The organism is Pseudomonas sp. GW821-FHT01C01 (genome assembly GCF_059422645.1).
In genome coordinates, this window is record NZ_JBWKXF010000061.1 from 1 (window position 1) to 18,496 (window position 18,496).

Genomic DNA, 18,496 nt, shown 5'->3' on the forward strand with positions numbered 1-18,496 from the left:
AAAGCCCGTTTCTGAAGGAGGTCATAACATGTCATGACGGATTTTCACGCAAGGTGAATCAGTGATTTCAATTCAGTCGGCCGAGTCCGAGAAGTCGCGAACGCCGGCATTACCCAGGCCCGCCTGGTACCAATATGTTCCACGTAGTAACGCGTGCTATCAGCGACTATATTGCTGCATGCAGTGCATTAATGTCCTGCAATCAACCAGTCTTGTTCATCAGAAGATCAGTTCTCACACTGGGTCCACTAATTTGATAGCGGTTTCTGACTGAAGGAGAAATGACCATGGTTTCTGCGATCCGGTTTAGCCAGTTCGGCAATCCTGAAGTGCTGAAAATGGAGAGACTGAGCGAACAAGCGCCTGGTCAGGGTGAGGTCTGGCTTGAGCAAGAGGCTATCGGTGTCAACTTTCTCGATGTCACCCAACGTAAGGGGGCGGTGCCCATTCCTTTGCCATCTGGACTTGGGCTGGAAGGCGCGGGGCGTGTCGCCGCTGTTGGCGTCGGCGTCAGCAATGTGCGAGTAGGGGATCGTGTCGTCTATGCCACCGGCCCCGTTGGTTCCTATGCTTCGGCCCGGCTTTTTCCTGCAGAGCGGTTGGTCAAGATTCCGGATACGCTGTCGTTTGATAGTGCCGCCACCGTCATGTTCAAGGGCATCACTGCACAGTACCTTTTGAAGGCCACCTATCCTGTGGGGCAGGGCACAACCATTCTCCTCTATGGAGTGGCGGGAGGGCTGGGGGAAATTATGGTGCCGTGGGCGAAGCATTTAGGTGCGACCGTGATCGGTGTGGTTTCAAAGCCGGCCAGTGTCGAAAAAGCTCGGGCGCTGGGCTGCGATGAAGTCCTGGTGTTCGATGCTGACAACCTGGCGTCTGAGGTCGCTCGTGTCACCGGCGGTGAAAAGGTCGACGTCGTCTATGACCCAATAGGGCGTGTTTCTTTCCAGGCATCCCTGGATAGCTTGCGACCACGAGGTCTGATGGTATCGTTTGGAGCTTCATCCGGTGCCCCGTCAGCCGTGGAACTGTCGACACTCAATTCCAAAGGCTCGCTGTTCCTGACACGTCCTTCGTTGGCAGCCCATACGGCGAGTGCCTTCGAGTACCAGGAGCGAGCACAGGATGTCTTGGCAGCTGTAAGTGCGGGGATTATCAAACCTCGGATCTGGGCTAGCTATTCGCTGGCGGACGCAGCACAGGCGCATGCCGACCTGGAGTCGGGGCGTTCATCGGGGGCGATCATTCTAAAACCATGAATCTTGATGTTCTGAACAATCAATACAGTGACGAAATCGCTGCGTTTCTGGCCGTGGCCTCGCAAGGTTCATTTGTTGGGGCTGGCCGGCTATTGCAGCGACATCCTACCATCGTCTCAAAACGACTCGCCGCCATGGAAAAGCGCCTTGGTGTTCGGCTCGTGGAGCGCTCAACCCGGCAGGTTCGAATTACTGAAACAGGTGCCAAGCTGGAGCAGCGCCTTCGCTCAGCCGTCGAATTGATGAATGAAGCGCAGCAGCAAGCGTCCGAGGGCGCCAGCGAAATTCGGGGTACTTTGCGGCTTGCACTGCCCGCAGCCATGGGCAGGCGTTGGCTTGGCCCGATGCTGCCGGAATTTCTCAAGGCTCATCCTCATGTCTCGATTCTCGCAGACTATAGCGAGCGTCTGGTCGACATCATTGATGAAGGTTTTGACGCGGCCATTCGGATCGGAGAATTGGAAGACAACAGATTAATAGCCAAGAAGTTGAGCGATCATCGCCGGATACTGTGCGCCTCGCCTGCTTATATAAGAAAGCACGGTATGCCCGAAACTCCACAGGATCTGATCAGGCACAATTGCCTTCGCTTCAGCGGTCTCGCTTCTTTTCCTCAGTGGAGACTCCATCGCGGCGACGAACTGCAGACGGTTTCTCCGAAAGGAAACCTGACTGCCAATGACAGTGAGTCATTGCTGGCAGCGGCCCGCGCTGATGCCGGAATACTGGGGGCAGGTGACTGGTTGATGAGTCGTGATATTGCTGCCGGCAAGTTGCTGCACATCCTTCCTGACTGGCAATTGGACACCGCAGGTGGGGTCTATCTGGTCAGACCATCGGCCAAATTCCCTGGTGCCGTGGTTGTCGCGTTCAAACAATGGATCGAGTCAAAGTTTAGCCCCGCGCCCCCATGGGCGATTTGACCGGCTGATCAAGCGGGGAATTGGGCAATCCAGTGCCTGGCAATCTCTTCGCGCCGGCAGATCCACACCGCGTCGTGGCCTTGCACGTAATCGAGAAAGCGCGCCAGCGCCATCGCACGACCAGGATGGCCACTGATCCGCCCATGCAGGCCGACGCTCATCATCTTCGGGTGTTGCGCACCCTCCTGCCACAGCAGGTCGAAAGCATCCTTGAGCAGCCGGAAGAAGTCTTCGCCGCAGGCAAAACCGTTCGGCAGCAGATAGCGGGCATCGTTGTTGACCAGTGTGTAAGGGATCACCAGATGGGCGGGCGAGCCTGGGAGCCAATAGGGCAGATCATCGTTGTAGGCGTCGGAGCTATAGAGAAACCCACCTTCCTCACGCAACAGGCGGCGGGTGTTCTGGCTGACCCTTCCGGTGTACCAACCTACGGGGCGTTTGCCGCTGATCTGCTCGATCACGTCGAGGGTGAGGCGGATATGGCGCCGCTCTTGGTCTTCAGGCATGTCGCGATAGTCCAGCCAACGGTAGCCATGCCCGGCAATCTCATGCCCGGCAGCATAGAGCGCATGGCCAATCGCCGGAGTGAGTTCCAGTGCCCGGCCGACGGCGAAGGCGGTCAGCGGCAGGCCTCGGGCGCGGAACAGTTCCAGAATGCGCCACACACCTGCGCGCGATCCGTATTCGTACATGCCCTCGACGCTCAAGTCCGGCTCCCCTACGCGGGGCGGGCGGCCCGGTAGCTCGTGAAGCCAGGCCTCCGACTGGAGATCGCCATTGAGGATGCAGGATTCCGCGCCTTCTTCGATGTTGAGTACGAACTGGACCGCGACGCGCGCCTCACCGGGCCATCGCGGGTGGGGTGGGCGGCCGCCATAACCGATGAGGTCGCGGGCGGACATCAGCCCAGCTCGAAGGTGGTGACGCCGAACACACGTTCGTGCGCAATCGCCGGAGGAGGGCCGAGGTACATGCGTGCGCAGCCGAAAACTTCGATCATGCCCTGTTGGTGCACGAGCGCCATCGCGGCGGGGTTATTCTCCGGGGCATCGAGAAACAGCGGGCCACCCTGCGCAAATTCCGCCAGGCGCACATAGAGGGCATTGGCTGCCAGGGCGTCATCGGCGAACAAGGGGCCGATCTTGTAGCCGTCCCGGCAGCGCCTTGCTACGCCATAGCCGCTTAGCCTGCCCTCGCGCCGACAACCCACGGCGAGTGCATCGGCCTGGGCTATCCACCCGCTCAGGAAGGTTGCGCGCGCAGTGGGGAAACAGGTGCGGTCGTAATCGACAACCTGCTCGAACGGGAAAGAGGCCAACGGGACGATGTCCTGGTCGTCTGCCTGTGAGGTCGTCGGGGGGGCGGTGAGATCGGCACGAAAACGCAGGTTGCGATGGGAGAAGACGAAACCACCCTTGGCATAGTAGTCCTGCATCGCGAATACGCCGTCCATACCGATGCTCGCGCCTGGGCGCAGGCGGGCGAGGAGTCGCTCGCGGCGTGCGTGCCAAAGAATATTGCCCAGACCTTGACCGCGATACTCAGGCCGGACGATGAAAAAACCCATGAAACCGAATTCGCCATTGTAGGAGGTGATGGCACCGCCGCCGATCAATTCGCCGCCCCGGGACGCCGCGATGAAAGCGGCAGGGTCCGTAGCCCAGAACAGCTCGGCATCGTGAAGGCCAGGATTCCAACCCTCACGGGCAGCCCAATCGATGAGCTCGTCCAGCTCGGGACGGGTCATGCTGCGTATGACCAGCTGATTCGACACCACGAAGTTCTCCTCAGTCGCTAATCGAGCGTGTGGTCCATCCCCACTCTGAACCCTTTCGGTATAGCTTCAACCCGAGTATTGATCCAGGTCGTCACGTCACCTGCAGACCATGGTGATTGCTGCCGAGCGAAGAGCGGCTGCTCACCCCCCCTCCAATAGAGGGGGCAGGTGTCAGCGTCTTACCCTCACCATCGCCTCATTCGATTTGAAGTGCGCTCAATCCGGCCTGTGCAGTCGATTGTGTATGCGCGTTCAAGCGTGTCGACTGGGGCAATGCGTTGGAGGATGATCACAACGGCGCCACTTTCATCAACGTAACGACCTGTTCGGGCTTCCCTCAGGCGGGCAGGGAATCGGAGATTCGGTTTGCAAATCAATACCGACAAACTGCTTGTTTCAACCAAGTTCGCCCCTCCGCGAATCGGCACGCAATCGATTCCTCGCAGCCGGCTGATCGAAGAACTGCAGCGAATCGAGCACTGCACTGTCGGCCTTGTCATTGGCAGTCCGGGTTTTGGCAAGACCACCTTGCTGGTGCAGTGGCGCCAGATCATGATGCGCGCCGGCGCTGAAGTCGCCTGGTTGTCACTGAGTGCCGACGACAAGCACCTCTCAACCTTTTTTGCCTATTTGCGCGGTGCCCTGCAGCGCCTCGGTGTGACGATCGACACGGGCACTCCGCTGGAAGGCGCCAGCAGCGAATCGATCGATGAGATTGTCGCGGCCATCGTGGATGCTGCTTCCAGTGTCAACAAAGAGTTGTTTCTGGTGCTCGACGACTACCAGCATGTCGCGGATCCACGCTCGCACCGATTGATGCAGAAATTGTTCGATCACAGCCCGGAAAACCTGCACTTCGTGATTGCCGCGCGCGTCCAGCCGCCCCTCAGCCTCAGCCGGCTGCGACTGATGGGGCAAGTGGTGGAACTTGACTGCGCTGCGTTGCCTTTCGATCTGGCGGAAACACGCGCATTCCTCGAATTGAATCTGGCCGCGCTGAAACTGCATGAGGAGGAAATCTATCTTACCCACGAGCTCACCAGCGGTTGGCCTGCGAGCCTGCAGTTGATCGTGATTCTGCTGCGCAGCAATCCTGGCGCCCGGGCAAGTTTGCATGAATTGGGCTGGAGATCGGACGACCTGCAAAGCTATCTGGCCGAAGATGTGATGGCACACCTGTCCGAGGAATTGGCGGACTTCATGGAGGCTATCAGCATTTGCCGGCGCTTCAACGCCTCCCTGGCGGAGGCGGTGACTGGAAGCGCTGCGGCGGCGCACATGCTCAATCGGCTTGAAGAAGAAAACCTGTTGATCTTTCGTGTCGAAGCCGATGACCGCTTGCCCTGGTATCGTTTCCATCCGCTGTTCAGCGAATTTCTGGCCACGCGCCTGGTTCGGCGCAACTCACAGAATATCGCGCAATTGCATCAGCGCGCGGCGCATTGGTTCGCCAAGCGCAAACTGCTGGCCGAGGCCATGCGTCATGCCACGTTGGGCGGGGATCTGGAGTTCGCCGTTGAAGTCATCGAACGGGCGGCGCCGACTACCTGGGGGTTGGACCAATTAAGCCCGCTCCTGCGTCTGCTAGACCGGCTGCCGCAGGAGGTGCTGTTTTCCCGGCCCCGATTGTTTTTCCTCGGCTGTCTGGCATATGCCTTGACGGCACGGCCGGCGAAGGCAGAGGCCTGGCTTGAGCAATTTGAGCGAAGTGGCGTTGCGCAGCCTGAAGACGTGGCGTTCCGCCTGCCGCTGGTTCAGGCGGTCATCCATGTTCAGCGCGATCGTACCGAGCCGGTCATTGCGTTGCTCGAAAGATTCCAGCCGCTGATCGACGACTATTCCATCATGCGCTACGGTCCGCCGGCAATGTTGGCACTCGCCTATTCCGCGGCGGGACGGTATGCAGATGCGCTGCGTTGTCTCGATGACCACCCGATACCAGAGGTCGACCGAAACGACGAGATGGCGTTACTCGCGGAAGGTACCCGGGCCCTGTGTTGCCTGATGGAAGGCAAGATGGTCGATGCCGAACGCATGGGTCTGGCGCATTTGACCCGCGCTGTGGCGGTTCACGGACATCGCTCGGCCAGTGCCTATGCTGGAGCCTCCACCCTGGCTGAAGTTTATTGTGAACTGGACCGGATCGACGAGGCGCGTGAGGTCCTGGCCAATCGCAATGGACTGCTGCAATGGACCATGCCCGATTCCATGATGCGCGCCAGCATTTGCCGTGCCCGTCTGGATCTGCTGCAAGAGTCGGCTGCCACGGCACTGGCCTTCCTTGAACGTCAGGAACGCCACTTTCGCAGCATTGGCCAGGACCGCGCACTGGTGCATTGTCTCGCCGAGCAGGTGCGCATCGAACTTCTCGAAGGCGATCGTAGCAACGCGGGCGTGCATGTCGCTCAGCTCGATGTGCTGGGGCAGGCACATCAAGGGGCGGTAGGGTTCCAGGCGGAAATTCCGGCGATGGTCGCCCTGGCCAAGGCACGACTGCTTCTGGCAACCAACTATCCAGACAATGCATTGCAGGAGCTGCAGCATGTTCGCTGTTATGCCCAACAACACGTGCGTGGCCAACTGGGTGTGAGCGCTTTGCTGTTGATGGCCATTGCCAATGCCGATCTGCGAAAGCAGGACGCCACCGACGATTTACTGCTTCAGGCGCTGGAAACGGGGCAGCGACTGGGGCTGGTGCGGACTTTTCTCGACGAGAGCGCGGCGCTGTATCCATTGCTGCTGCCACTGACGGACAGGTGCGCACCCGGCAGCTCATTGGCTGCCTATCTGCAGGACTTGCTTTCGCGTTTTGAGCAGGGCAAGGCTGGCGCACATTCCAGCGATGGCAGCGCCTCGACGGGCCAGAAGACTTTGACCCCTCGAGAACTGGCAATCCTGCAGTTGATCAGCCAGGCCATGTCGAACAAACGGGTGGCCCTGACGTTGAGCATTTCACTGGAGACGGTGAAATGGAACCTGAAGAACGTGTTCTTGAAGCTCGGTGTTTCCAGTCGCTACGACGCTGTCTCCTGGGCGCGCAAGAACGGCCTGATTCCCTGAGCTGCACCCCGCACAAAATCCTGAGGACGACTCCGTCAAAGCAGTTGCGTGGACTGCAATGGCGGGGCGTCCACAGGCGTGCTGCCACCGCAGTTTAAGGTGTTTGCCGGTGGCCGAGCCTCCTCGTTTCAGGGAGGGGCACTCAACTAACATCGCTTGCCCCTCCCGACTCTGTAGCAGCTGCCGAGCCTGCGAGGCTGCGTTCGACTGCGCAGCAGTCGTAAGGTCAGACAATGCGGTGCGTCAGTCTCACCGCGTACGCAGGGTTTGCGACTGCTGCGCAGCCGAACGCAGCCTCGCAAGCTCGGCAGCTGCTACAGAGCCCATAGCGGCGGCATCAGCTAACGACCCCCTCGATTGACTCACCCCCCCTCCCTGAGGGGTACAGCAGGCAGGGCGCATTTCCTATCGTGGCATCGACCCGGCCGGTTTGAACCGGCGCGTAGATCCAGCCCTAAGGAGATGCTTCATGATTCCGCGCACCCTGTTTGAGCACGAGCACGAGGAGTTCCGCAAAACCGCGCGGCGCTTTCTTGCCGACGAGTGCATGCCGCACCACGAGCAATGGGAAGAGGATCACCTGGTTCCCCGTGCAATCTGGGAAAAAGCCGGTGAACTGGGTCTGCTCAATGCCACCACACCTGAAGCCTACGGCGGTCTTGGCCTGGACCGGCGCTTCTCGCTGATCGTCGGTGAAGAAGTCACCCGCGTCAGTGCCAGCGGCCTCATCGGTTTCGGCGTGCACGATATCGTCGCCGGCTACCTGAACAACTTTGGCACTGAAGCACAGAAGCAAAAGTGGCTGCCGAAAATGGCTGCTGGTACTGCGATTGCGGCGGTAGCGATGACCGAACCGGGCACCGGCTCCGATCTGCAGGGGGTCCAGACCCGTGCCACGCTGGTGGGCGACGAATACGTCATCAACGGCTCCAAGACTTTCATTTCCAACGGCACCAACTGCGACCTGGTGGTTGTCGTGGCCAAGACCGGCAACACCGGTAAAGGCTCGCAAGACATCTCGCTGATCATCGTCGAAGCCGACCGTCCGGGCCTGAGCAAGTCCCGGCCGTTGCGCAAGGTCGGCCTGCATGCTCAGGACACCACCATGCTGTTCTTCGAAGACCTGCGGGTGCCGAAGGAAAACATCCTCGGTGGCGTTCCGGGCCAGGGTTTTTTCCAGCTGATGAAAGAGTTGGCCTGGGAGCGACTGGGGATTGCCGGCAACAGCATTGCCGGCGCCCAGGCCGTGCTTGAGCACACGCTGGAATACACCCGCGGTCGCAGCGTGTTCGGCAAGCCGATCTTCGACTTCCAGAACACCCGGTTCAAGCTCGCCGACATGAAGATCAACATCGCCGTCGGCCAGAACTATGTCGATAAATGCATGGCCCTGTGCCTGGAAAACAAGCTGACCCCCGAAGCGTCGGCGGCAGCCAAGCTGTGGTGTTCCGATCTGTATTCCAAGGTGGTCGACGAGTGCGTGCAACTGCACGGCGGCAACGGCTACATGCTCGAGTACCCGGTGGCGCGCCATTACCTCGATCACCGCGTCCTGCGTATTGCCGGCGGCGCCAACGACATCATGAAAGAGCTGGTCGGGCGCACGCTCTGATCACGGCCCAATCGAGGAATTTGCCATGGAATATCTGATCCCCCGTACCTTGTTCAGCTCCGAACACGAAGATTACCGCCGTCTGACCCAGCGTTTTCTTGCAGACGAAGTACTGCCGTTTCACGCCCAGTGGGAAAAAGAAAAACGCGTGCCTCGCGAAATCTGGCGCCGTGCCGGTGAGCTGGGCCTGCTGCTTCCTTGCATTCCGGAAGAATACGGTGGCTACGGCGCAGACCGTCTGTACGCCATGGTCATTGGCGAGGAGTACATGGGCTCTGGCGCTTCGGGCCTGGGCATTGGCTTCGGCGTGCACGCACTGGTGGCCGGTTACATCCTGCATTACGGCAATGAGCAACAGAAGCAGGCCTGGCTGCCGAAGATGGTCTCCGGCGAAGCCATCGGCTCTATCGCCATGACCGAGCCCAACACCGGCTCTGACCTGCAAGCAGTCAAGACCCGCGCAGTGCGTGACGGCGACGAATACGTCATCACCGGTTCCAAGACCTTCATTTCCAACGGCGTGCAGTCGGATCTGGTAGTGGTGGTCTGCAAGACCGGCAACACCGGCACCGCCAAGGACATCTCGCTGATCATCGTCGAGAGCGGTCGCGACGGTTATGCCAAATCGCAGCCTCTTGAAAAAATCGGCCTGCATGCCCAGGACACCTGCATGTTGTTCTTCGACAACGTACGCGTGCCCTGCAGCAATTTGCTGGGGCCGGAGGAGGGCAAGGGCTTCGGCCAACTGATGCGCGACCTCGCCTGGGAACGTATCAGCGGTGCCATCGGATTCCAGGCCCAGGCCGAAGCCGCGCTGCGCCACACCATCGATTACACCAAAGGCCGCACGGTGTTCGGCAAGCCGGTGATCGACTTCCAGAACTCGCGCTTCAAGCTCGCCGAACTGAAGGCTGAAATCCAGATCGGTCGTTCCTGGGTCGACAGCTGCATGGAGCTGGCCTTGCGCAATGAACTGACCCCCGAAGCCGCCGCCATGGCCAAGCACTGGACCGCCGAGTTGAGCCTGCGCGTGGTCGAGGAGTGCCTGCAGTTGCATGGCGGCAACGGCTACATGACCGAATACCCGATTGCGCGCCTGTTCCTCGATACCCGTGGTAACCGCATCTGGGGCGGCAGCCGCGAAGTCATGAAAGAAATCATCGCTCGCACGCTGTAAGGCCACTCATTCAAAACCTGTTCTCGCATTTGCGCGAATGAGCTGTCAGCGGTGCCCGGCTCTGGGGAGTCGGGTAGCCGTTTGCTAACAATCAAAACCCATTGGGAAGGAGCGTTATCGTGTCACAAGAACTTCGTTTTGACGGCAAAGTAGCCATTGTCACCGGTGCCGGTAACGGCTTGGGCCGGGCCCACGCGCTGCTGTTGGGTTCGCGCGGCGCCAAGGTCGTGGTCAACGACCTGGGTGTGAACCTCCAGGGCCTGGGCGTTTCGTCAGCCGCCGCCGACGCGGTGGTCGCCGAGATCAGGGCCATGGGAGGCGAAGCTGTCGCCGACTACAACTCGGTTGCCGAAGGCGAGAAAATCGTCGCCACCGCGCTGGAAGCCTTCGGCACCGTTGATATCCTGATCAACAACGCCGGTATCCTGCGCGACGTTTCGTTCGCCAAGATGACTGAAGAACAGTGGGACCTGATCCAGGAAATTCACGTCAAGGGCGCGTTCAAGCTGACCCACGCCGTATGGCCGATCATGCGTGAGAAGGGCTATGGCCGCATCATCATGACCGCTTCCGGTGCCGGCGTTTTCGGCAACTTCGGTCAGTGCAACTACTCCACCGCCAAGTCCGGGCTAATCGGCTTCGCCAAGTCCCTGGCCTTCGAAGGTGCCTCGAAGAATATTCGCGTCAACACCATTGCCCCGATCGCTGCGTCCCGCCTGGTGATCGCCAGCGGTATCCTGCCGGAAGACGTCCACGCCAAGCTGGCCTCCGAGCATGTTGCGCCGCTGGTTAGCTGGTTGTGCCATGAAGACTGCCCGGAAACCGGCGGCCTGTTCGAAGTCGGCGGTGGCTTCCACGCCAAGTACCGTTGGGAACGTTCCCAGGGTCGCGTGCTGCACACCGACACCCTGAGCCCGGAACTGGTTCGTGAAAATTGGGAGCGCATCACCCAGTTTGACGAACACAGCGTGCATCACACCAACGGCGGCGAAGGCTTCCAGGAGTTGTTCGCGCGTCTGGATTCGCCAGCCAAGGGCGGCAACCAGTATGTGGACATGGAAGTGGCAAGCAACGCCGTGTCGACCCTGGAAACCGAGTACAACCAGACCGACGCCGCACTCTACGCATTGGCCGTAGGTGCCGCGAAAGACCCGCTGGACGAGACCGAACTGCTGTACATCAACGAGTTCAAGGACGAAGAGTTCCGCGTGCTGCCGACCATGGCCGTACTGCCGGCGACCGAAGTGTTCCTGCAGGCCATCAAGTCCGGCAAGCCGAGCCTGGAAGGTCTGGAACTGCCGTTCGCCAATGGCCTGCATGGCGAGCAGTACACCGTGATGTACCGTCCGCTGCCACCGGCCGCCAAGCTCAAGCACACCATGCGTCTGAAGCAGGCGATCGACAAGGGTCGCAGCTCCGTTTCCATCCTTGCGGTGGAAACCACTGACGAAAACGGCGTACCGCTGTTCTACAACGAAATCACCAGCTTCTACGCCGGTGTACCAGGCGCCGGTCTGGAAAAAGTCCAGAGCGCGCCACAGCCAGAATTGCCTGCACGCGCCCCGGATGCGGTGATCGCCGAGCAGACTGAAATCAACCAGGCCTTGCTGTATCGCCTGTGCGGTGACTGGAACCCGATGCACGTCGATCCGGATTACGCCAAGGCTGCTGGCTACGAGAAGCCATTCCTGCATGGCCTGTGCACTTTCGGTTATGCCGGCCGCCATGTGATCAAGGCGTTCTGCAACAACGATTCGCGCCTGTTCAAGAGCATCCGCGTGCGCTTCGCGTCCATCGTCATGCCGGGCGACACCCTGGAAACCCGCATGTGGCGCGAAACACCGACCCGCGTTGTGTTCGAGATGCGTGCAGTGGAGCGTGATGTGGTCGTGCTCAAAGGTGGCGTCGTGGAAATCTTCGACAAAGTCCCGGACATCACGTCCCTGACCAACGCCTCCAGGGAAGAGCCCAAGACCCTGACCGCCCATGACGTGTTCAGCGTGTACAAGGCGCACTTGCAGGCCCACCCGGAAATTGCAGCCCAAGCGCAAATGATCATGCAGTTTGTGGTCAAGAACCGCGAATCCAACTGGGTACTCGACCTGAAGAACGGCAAGGGCGACCTGTATGAAGGCGTTGCGGCCAACGCGGACGTGACCATGACCATCCAGGAAGCAAACATGCCGGAACTGGCCTCGGGTGAAGAGCCGCAACTGCAGAAGCTGTTCTTTGGCGGCAAGCTGAAACTGACCGGTGACACGATGGCTTCGAAAAAGCTGGAAGCGTTCGCCGGCATCGACAAGCAGCTGTACGCCGCTGCGACTGCCGAGCGCCTTGCCAAGGCGGCAACATCGGCGTGAGAAAAGCTGCCTCGCCGTTCAATCCAGGTTGATCGGTGAGGCGACAACACTGCCGCTAGCGCTTCGCGCGCAAGCGGCAGCCTTTTGTTTCGGGAGAACCACTACATGAATCGTCGCGTCAATGTAATTGGCGTAGGCATGACCCCGTTCACCGCGCCGGGTGCCGGTGGTCGTTATTACGATCTCGCCGCTGAGGCGGGCCGCCTGGCGTTGCAGGACGCCGGCATCGAATATCGCAGGGTCGAAGCGGCCTATGCCGGTTTCGTCTACGGCGATTCCCTTTCCGGTCAGCGTGGCGTCACCGAGTTGGGTCTGACCGGAATTCCGATTATCAATGTCAGCAACCAGGGTGCCAGTGGTTCGACAGCGCTTTATCTGGCGCGTCAGGCCATTGAACACGGCATCGCCGAATGTGTGCTGGCAGTTGGCTTTGAAACATCCCCGCCTGAATGGTCCCGGCACCGTTGGCAAGATTGCGAGTCGCCAGTGGCCAGGCACGCCCAAGGTGGGGCTGACACACTCGTAACCGAAATTCCGATCGTCACACAGTTGTTCGCAAGGGCTGCGCGCGAATACATGCAACGGTATGGTGCGCGCAAAGAAACCTTCGCCATGATCGCGGTAAAGTCTCGCGAACACGCCATACTCAACCCCTATGCGCTGCACCGTCAGCCTCTGAGCCTGGAAACAGTGCTGGAAGATGAGGTGTGCGCACCTTTGACACGATTGCAGTATTGCCTGCCGGCCTCTGGTGCGGCGGCGGTGGTGCTGTGCTCCGATGAGTTCGCCAGGAAACACGGGATCAACGAGCCGGTTTACATTGCGGCGCAGACCATGACGACCGATTTTCCCGGCAGTTTCAGCGAGGGTTCTGCTACCCGTGCGGTGGGTTATGAGCTGGGTTTCGCCGCAGCGCGCGACGTCTATGAACGGGCAGGTATTGGTCCGGAAGAGGTCGATGTGTGCGAACTGCATGACGGCTCTACTGCCAGTGAAATCCTGCTGTACGAAGCACTCGGATTCTGTCGGGAAGGTGATGCCGAAAAGCTCGTTGAGGATGGCGACAATACCTATGGCGGCAACCGGGTCATCAACCCCTCGGGCGGATTGTTGTCCATGGGGCATCCACTCGGGGCGACCGGCATTGCCCAATGTGCCGAACTGGTCTGGCAGTTGCGCGGGACAGCGGCGAATCGTCAGGTCCCCTATGCCCGTATCGCCTTGCAACACAACATCAGTATTGGCGGCGCCTGTGTGGTGACCATGTATCGCTGCGATTAGCTTTGAGGCTGAAACCTTGCGCACGATACGGCATGCGACAACCCTATTAAAATAATCAGGCGGCTACACCGCCTTCAAAATCGTAGGACCTGTCATGAATGAACAACAAGAGCAAATGACACTGCTGCACTGGTTTGAACATTGGGAAAGCTCCACGCCTGATTCGGTGTACCTGACACAACCGTGTCCTGATGGCAGGGTGTTCGATTACAGCTGGCGCGAGGTCGGCGATCAGGCTCGGCGCATGGCCAGCTACCTGCAATCGTTGAACCTGCCGACCCGTTCGACGATCGCCATTCTGGGCAAGAACAGCGCCCACTGGATCATCGCCGACCTGGCGATCTGGATGAGCGGGCACATCAGCGTGCCACTGTACTCGACGGCGAGCGCCGACACCGTGGCCTATGTACTCAAGCATGCCGAGGTGCGCTTGTTGTTCGTGGGCCGGCTCGACGGTGATGAGGCCGCCTGGACGGCCGCGTGTAAAGGCGTGCCGGCACAAATGCCGGTCATCAGCCTGCCACTTTCGGCACGCACCGAAGGCGATCAATGGCTAGACATCATTGCCGAGACGGCACCGCTCACCCGGATCACCTTGCCGGAGGCGGGGAATCTGGCCACGGTCATCTACACCTCGGGCAGTACCGGTCATCCGAAGGGCGTCATGCACAGTTTCGGGACCATGTGCAACGTGGCGCAGATCAATGCTTCGGCGCTCTACAACAGTAAGGGCGGCCCCGGCCCTCAGGAGCGTCTGCTGTCGTACCTGCCGCTGGCCCATGGCGCCGAGCGACAGGGGGTCGAGTCGACCTCATTGCGCTACGGCATGCATGTGTTCTTCAACGATTGCCTGCAAACCTTCAGCGCGGACCTGCGTCGCGCGCAGCCCACGGTGTTCGTTTCGGTGCCACGGTTGTGGGTCAAGTTCTATCAGGGGATCAATGCACAGATCCCGCCCGAAGAGCAGGAAGCCGCGTTCGCCGATCCGCTGGAAGCGGGCCGAATGAAAGAGAAAATCCTCGGTGCGCTGGGGCTCAATCATGTTCACACCGCGTTTACCGGCTCAGCGCCATTGCCAGTGCCGATCATCAACTGGTACCGCCAGCTCGGCCTTGAACTGCTCGATGGCTATGGCATGTCGGAAAACTTCGCCTGCTCTCATTTCAGCCGCACCGGTCGGGTGCGCGTTGGCTATGTGGGTGAGTGCTTGCCCGGCGTTGAGTGCCGAATTGCCGAAGACGGCGAGATCCTGGTCAAGAGTCCCGGGCAGATGCTTGGCTACTACAAGCAACCGGAACTGACCGCCGAAAGCTATTTACCCGATGGTTTCTTCAAGACCGGCGACCGAGGTGAACTCGATGAGCTGGGGCGACTGCGTATCACGGGCAGGGTCAAGGAGTTGTTCAAAACAGCCAAGGGCAAGTACGTCGCACCGGTGCCGATCGAGGCGAAGCTGGGCGGGCATCCACGCCTGAGCGAAGTGTGTGTGACCGGGTTGGGGCTGCCGCAGCCTTTTGCGCTGGTCACGTTGTCTGAGGAAACACGTCTGGCGCTGGCATCCGGCGTCCAGCGCAGCGATCTGGCCGTTGAGCTGGAAGCACTGCTCGATCAGGTCAATGCTCAGCTTGAGGATCATGAACAGCTGGACTGCCTGGTGGTGGTCAAAGATCCCTGGACTATCGACGACGGAATGCTGACCCCGACGATGAAGATCCGCCGTACCCTCATCGAAGAACGCTATGTCGAGCGAGCCGAAGCGTGGTGCGATAGTCGTCAAAAAGTGATTTTCGAGTAACTCGGGCCATTGCGCACGTGGCTGCGGCGACGTGCGCAATCCTTGAACCGAGCCATTTATTTGCAGGCCATTCCCCATGTCCAAACCCGATGCCCATACGCGCGAGGCCTACCGTTATTTCCGTCCGATCCAGACGCGCTGGATGGATAACGACGTCTACGGCCATATCAATAACGTCAATTACTACAGCTACTTCGATACCGTGGTGAACGGCTTTCTACTGAGTGAAGGCCTGCTCGATTATGAGCGCGGCGAGACCATCGGCCTGGTGGTCGAAACCCAGTGCAACTACTTTGCCCCGATTGCGTTCCCCGATGTCATCGATGCCGGCGTGCGAGTCACCCGGCTGGGCGGCTCAAGCGTGCGTTATGAGGTCGGCCTGTTTCGCGAAGGCGAGCCTCTGGCGGCAGCCCAGGGACATTTTGTGCATGTCTATGTGGAGCGCGAATCGCGGCGTCCGCTGGCACTGTCAGAGGCATTACGCACAGCACTCGGCCGCCTCACTGTCAATACAGACTGAAGCCACTTCAGCAGCAACGCATACCTTGTAGCAGCTGGCGAAGCCTGCGTCCGGCTGCGCAGCAGTCGTAAATCCTGAGTGCGCGGTGAGTCTGACACACCGCATCGTCTGAATTTACGACTGCTGCGCAGCCGAACGCAGGCTTCGCCAGCTGCTACAGAACGGGATAGGGCTTGGCTGGACTGCGTTGGGCTAAATGTCGGCCGGTTACTGGCCGTTGCGCCGCTCATTCAAGCTGTGCGCCGGAATGCCAATCAGCAATGCCAATGCACCCAGCACAAGAACGACGGCGATCAGGTCGAAGGCCAGGTACAGGTTGCCGGTCGCAGTCTTGATCGCACCGACCATCGTCTGGCTGACGACGCCGGCCAGGTGACCAAGGCTGCTGATGACAGCGATCCCGCCAGCAGCGCCGGTCGTATTGAGGAAAGCTGGAGGTATGGTCCAGAACAGAGGCATGGAGGACAAGGCCGCCGCGGCGCCCAGTGTCATGAGTGCTATCGAGAGCATGGCGTGACCCTGGGTAAATCCAAGCAGGGCGAAACTGCAGGCACTCACCAGCATGGTCAGGCCCAGGTGCCAGCGCCGTTCCAGATGGCGATCGGAACTGCGTCCGAGCAAGTACATGCCTGCCAATGCGCCAAGGTAGGGCAGGGTGGCAACCGTTCCGATGGTTTTCAGGTCGTTCAGGCCAAAGTCGCGAATCAACGTGGGCATCCAATAAGACACGGTGATCGAACCGCTGTAGATACAGAAGTACACCAGCCCTGCAATGTACAACCGAGGATCTCGCAGCACCTGAGCAAAACCGCCATGGGACTTGCCCTGCTCGGTCGCCAGTACAGCGGCCAGCGCCTGTTTTCGCTCAGGACTGAGCCAGGCGGCCTGCGCCGGTTTGTCGGTCAGCCAGAACCAGCCGAATATTCCCAGCACGATGGCCGGGATACCCGTCAGCACGAATAGCATCTGCCAGTCATGCAACCCCAGCCAGCCGTGGAGGTGGGTCATGATAGCGCCGGCCAGCGGACCGCAAATAACGCCAGCGATAACCCCCGACATCATGAAAGCCGCCGTGATGCGCCCGCGCAAGGCCGCGGGAAACCAGTAGGTCAAGTACAGGATCACACCGGGAAAGAAACCTGCCTCGGCCATGCCGAGCAGGAAGCGCGCCGCAATCAACTGGTTGGCCGTAGTGACAAAGGCAGTCGCCACTGTCACCGCACCCCAGAGCACCATGATCCGGGTGAGCGTGGCACGGGCCCCGACGCGCTGCATGTACAGGTTGCTGGGGACTTCAAAGAGGATGTAGCCGAAGTAGAAAATCCCGGCACCGATGCCATAGGCCGCATCGCTCAACAGGATATCTTCGGACATGCGTAGTTTGGCGAAGGAAATGTTGATGCGGTCGATTGCGTTGATGATGAATGCGATCAGCAGAAATGGCATCAGGCGCCAGATGATCCGGCGATAGGTGCTTGCCAGGTCGGTGCAAGGAATTGCCCCGGCGAGAGGTACGGTTTGCTCGATTTGATTCATGTCTTTTCCTGCGCGGGTAACCGGTTATTGTTGTTGTCTGGTACGCAAGCGGGCGCTGCGGTGACGGACACCGCAGCGCGGGGCATCACTCCAGCGTCACGTCGCGCAAGGTGGTCATGTCGATCACGAAGCGGTACTTCACGTCATTGGTTTGCAAGCGGCTGAACGCCGCGTTGATGTCCTGGATGCCGATCATTTCGCAGCTCGGCAGCACCTGGTGTTCGGCGCAGAAGTCGAGCAGTTCCTGGGTCGGTTGAACACCACCGATGATCGAGCCGGCCAGGGTGCGGTTGTTGCGCATCAGCAGGCCGCCATGGATCGGTTCCAGCGGTTCGATGGCGCCGACCAGCACCATCACACCCTCACGGCCCAGCAGCATCAGGTACGGGTTGACGTTGTGGCGGCTGGGAATGGTGTCGAGGATAAAGTCGAAGACGTTGGTCGCAGCGAGCATCGCCTGCTGGTCATTCGACAGCAACACATGGTTGGCACCCAGGGTGCGGGCGTCGTCGGCCTTGCCCGGTGAGGTGGTGATCACCGTAACCTCGGCACCGAGGGCGACGGCCAGCTTCACCGCCATGTGACCCAGCCCGCCCAGACCGACGACGGCGACTTTCGAACCGTTGCCCACGCCGTAGCGGCGCATCGGATTCCACACGGTGATACCGGCGCACAGCAGCGGCGCGGCGAAGCGTGGATCGAGGCACTCCGGCAAGCGCAGCACAAAGGCTTCGCGCACCACGATATGGTCGGCGTAACCGCCGTAGGTGTTTTCGCCAGTCACGCGATCCTTGCCGTTGTAGGTAGGCGTCGGACCGTGGGTGCAGAGCTGTTCCTGATGCTCTTGGCAGGGCGCGCATTGTTGGCAGCTATCGACCAGGCAACCGACGGCGACCCGGTCACCGATCTTGAAGCGGCTGACACTGCTGCCAACCGCGGTCACATGGCCGACGATCTCGTGGCCAGGTACGCAGGGGTAAACCGTGTTGTTCCAGTCGTTGTGCACCTGATGCGCGTCCGAATGGCAGACGCCGCAATAGGCGATATCGATGGCGACGTCATCGGCACGCAGGGCTCGACGCTCAAAGCGAATCGGTGTCAGCGCACCATGGGCCTCATGGGCGGCAAAACCTAGACAAGTAGACATGGGGAACTCCTGATAGAGAAAACGCGTACCCCGACAGATGTCGGGG

Annotated in this window: 13 protein-coding genes; 9 read left to right on the forward strand and 4 right to left on the reverse strand. The window is 60.0% G+C overall.

Annotated elements, in window-relative coordinates; translation table 11 throughout:
• Nucleotides 1-287 precede the first annotated feature (287 nt).
• Together AC07XF_RS25380 and AC07XF_RS25385 are read left to right on the forward strand one after the other, a co-directional pair.
• Nucleotides 288-1,262: a quinone oxidoreductase family protein gene (locus AC07XF_RS25380; RefSeq protein WP_495028684.1), complete on the forward strand. Its 975-nt coding sequence runs from the start codon at nt 288-290 to the stop codon at nt 1,260-1,262.
• On the forward strand, nt 1,259-2,185 hold the full coding sequence (locus AC07XF_RS25385) for a LysR family transcriptional regulator (protein ID WP_495028685.1): 927 nt from the start codon (nt 1,259-1,261) through the stop codon (nt 2,183-2,185). Before AC07XF_RS25380 ends, AC07XF_RS25385 begins: the two co-directional genes overlap by 4 nt.
• An 8-nt stretch (nt 2,186-2,193) precedes the next feature.
• On the opposite strand, the gene puuE is transcribed toward AC07XF_RS25385, so the two are convergent.
• Together puuE and AC07XF_RS25395 are read right to left on the reverse strand one after the other, a co-directional pair.
• A complete protein-coding gene (gene puuE / locus AC07XF_RS25390) occupies nt 2,194-3,087 on the reverse strand; it encodes an allantoinase PuuE (RefSeq protein ID WP_495028686.1) in 894 nt (297 codons plus the stop codon).
• The gene (locus AC07XF_RS25395) at nt 3,087-3,959 is read right to left on the reverse strand and encodes a GNAT family N-acetyltransferase (RefSeq protein ID WP_495028687.1); all 873 of its coding nucleotides are present in this window, start codon (nt 3,957-3,959) and stop codon (nt 3,087-3,089) included. The genes puuE and AC07XF_RS25395 overlap by 1 nt, the downstream gene beginning before the upstream one ends.
• 369 nt (nt 3,960-4,328) lie before the next feature.
• On the opposite strand from AC07XF_RS25395, the gene AC07XF_RS25400 reads away from it, so the two are divergent.
• The 7 genes from AC07XF_RS25400 to AC07XF_RS25430 all read left to right on the forward strand — a co-directional run bounded on the left by AC07XF_RS25400 (nt 4,329) and on the right by AC07XF_RS25430 (nt 15,767).
• A complete protein-coding gene (locus AC07XF_RS25400) occupies nt 4,329-7,022 on the forward strand; it encodes a winged helix-turn-helix domain-containing protein (protein WP_495028688.1) in 2,694 nt (897 codons plus the stop codon).
• Nucleotides 7,023-7,491: 469 nt separating this feature from the next.
• On the forward strand, nt 7,492-8,634 hold the full coding sequence (locus tag AC07XF_RS25405; RefSeq protein ID WP_495028689.1) for an acyl-CoA dehydrogenase family protein: 1,143 nt from the start codon (nt 7,492-7,494) through the stop codon (nt 8,632-8,634).
• Between the two features lie 34 nt (nt 8,635-8,668).
• A complete protein-coding gene (locus AC07XF_RS25410; protein ID WP_495028709.1) occupies nt 8,669-9,811 on the forward strand; it encodes an acyl-CoA dehydrogenase family protein in 1,143 nt (380 codons plus the stop codon).
• A gap of 119 nt (nt 9,812-9,930) precedes the next feature.
• Nucleotides 9,931-12,171, forward strand: coding sequence for a peroxisomal multifunctional enzyme type 2 (locus AC07XF_RS25415; protein ID WP_495028690.1), 2,241 nt, complete (start codon nt 9,931-9,933; stop codon nt 12,169-12,171).
• A gap of 105 nt (nt 12,172-12,276) precedes the next feature.
• Nucleotides 12,277-13,452: a thiolase C-terminal domain-containing protein gene (locus tag AC07XF_RS25420; protein WP_495028691.1), complete on the forward strand. Its 1,176-nt coding sequence runs from the start codon at nt 12,277-12,279 to the stop codon at nt 13,450-13,452.
• A gap of 94 nt (nt 13,453-13,546) precedes the next feature.
• Entirely contained in the window at nt 13,547-15,247 is a 1,701-nt protein-coding gene (locus tag AC07XF_RS25425) for an AMP-binding protein (RefSeq protein WP_495028692.1), read from the forward strand.
• A 76-nt stretch (nt 15,248-15,323) separates the two neighbouring features.
• Nucleotides 15,324-15,767, forward strand: coding sequence for an acyl-CoA thioesterase (locus AC07XF_RS25430; protein ID WP_495028693.1), 444 nt, complete (start codon nt 15,324-15,326; stop codon nt 15,765-15,767).
• Nucleotides 15,768-15,974: 207 nt separating this feature from the next.
• Here the strand turns inward: AC07XF_RS25430 and AC07XF_RS25435 are convergent, their stop codons facing one another.
• Entirely contained in the window at nt 15,975-17,303 is a 1,329-nt protein-coding gene (locus AC07XF_RS25435; RefSeq protein ID WP_495028694.1) for an MFS transporter, read from the reverse strand.
• 85 nt (nt 17,304-17,388) lie between these two features.
• Nucleotides 17,389-18,450: an NAD(P)-dependent alcohol dehydrogenase gene (locus AC07XF_RS25440; protein WP_495028695.1), complete on the reverse strand. Its 1,062-nt coding sequence runs from the start codon at nt 18,448-18,450 to the stop codon at nt 17,389-17,391.
• Between the last annotated feature and the right edge of the window lie 46 nt (nt 18,451-18,496).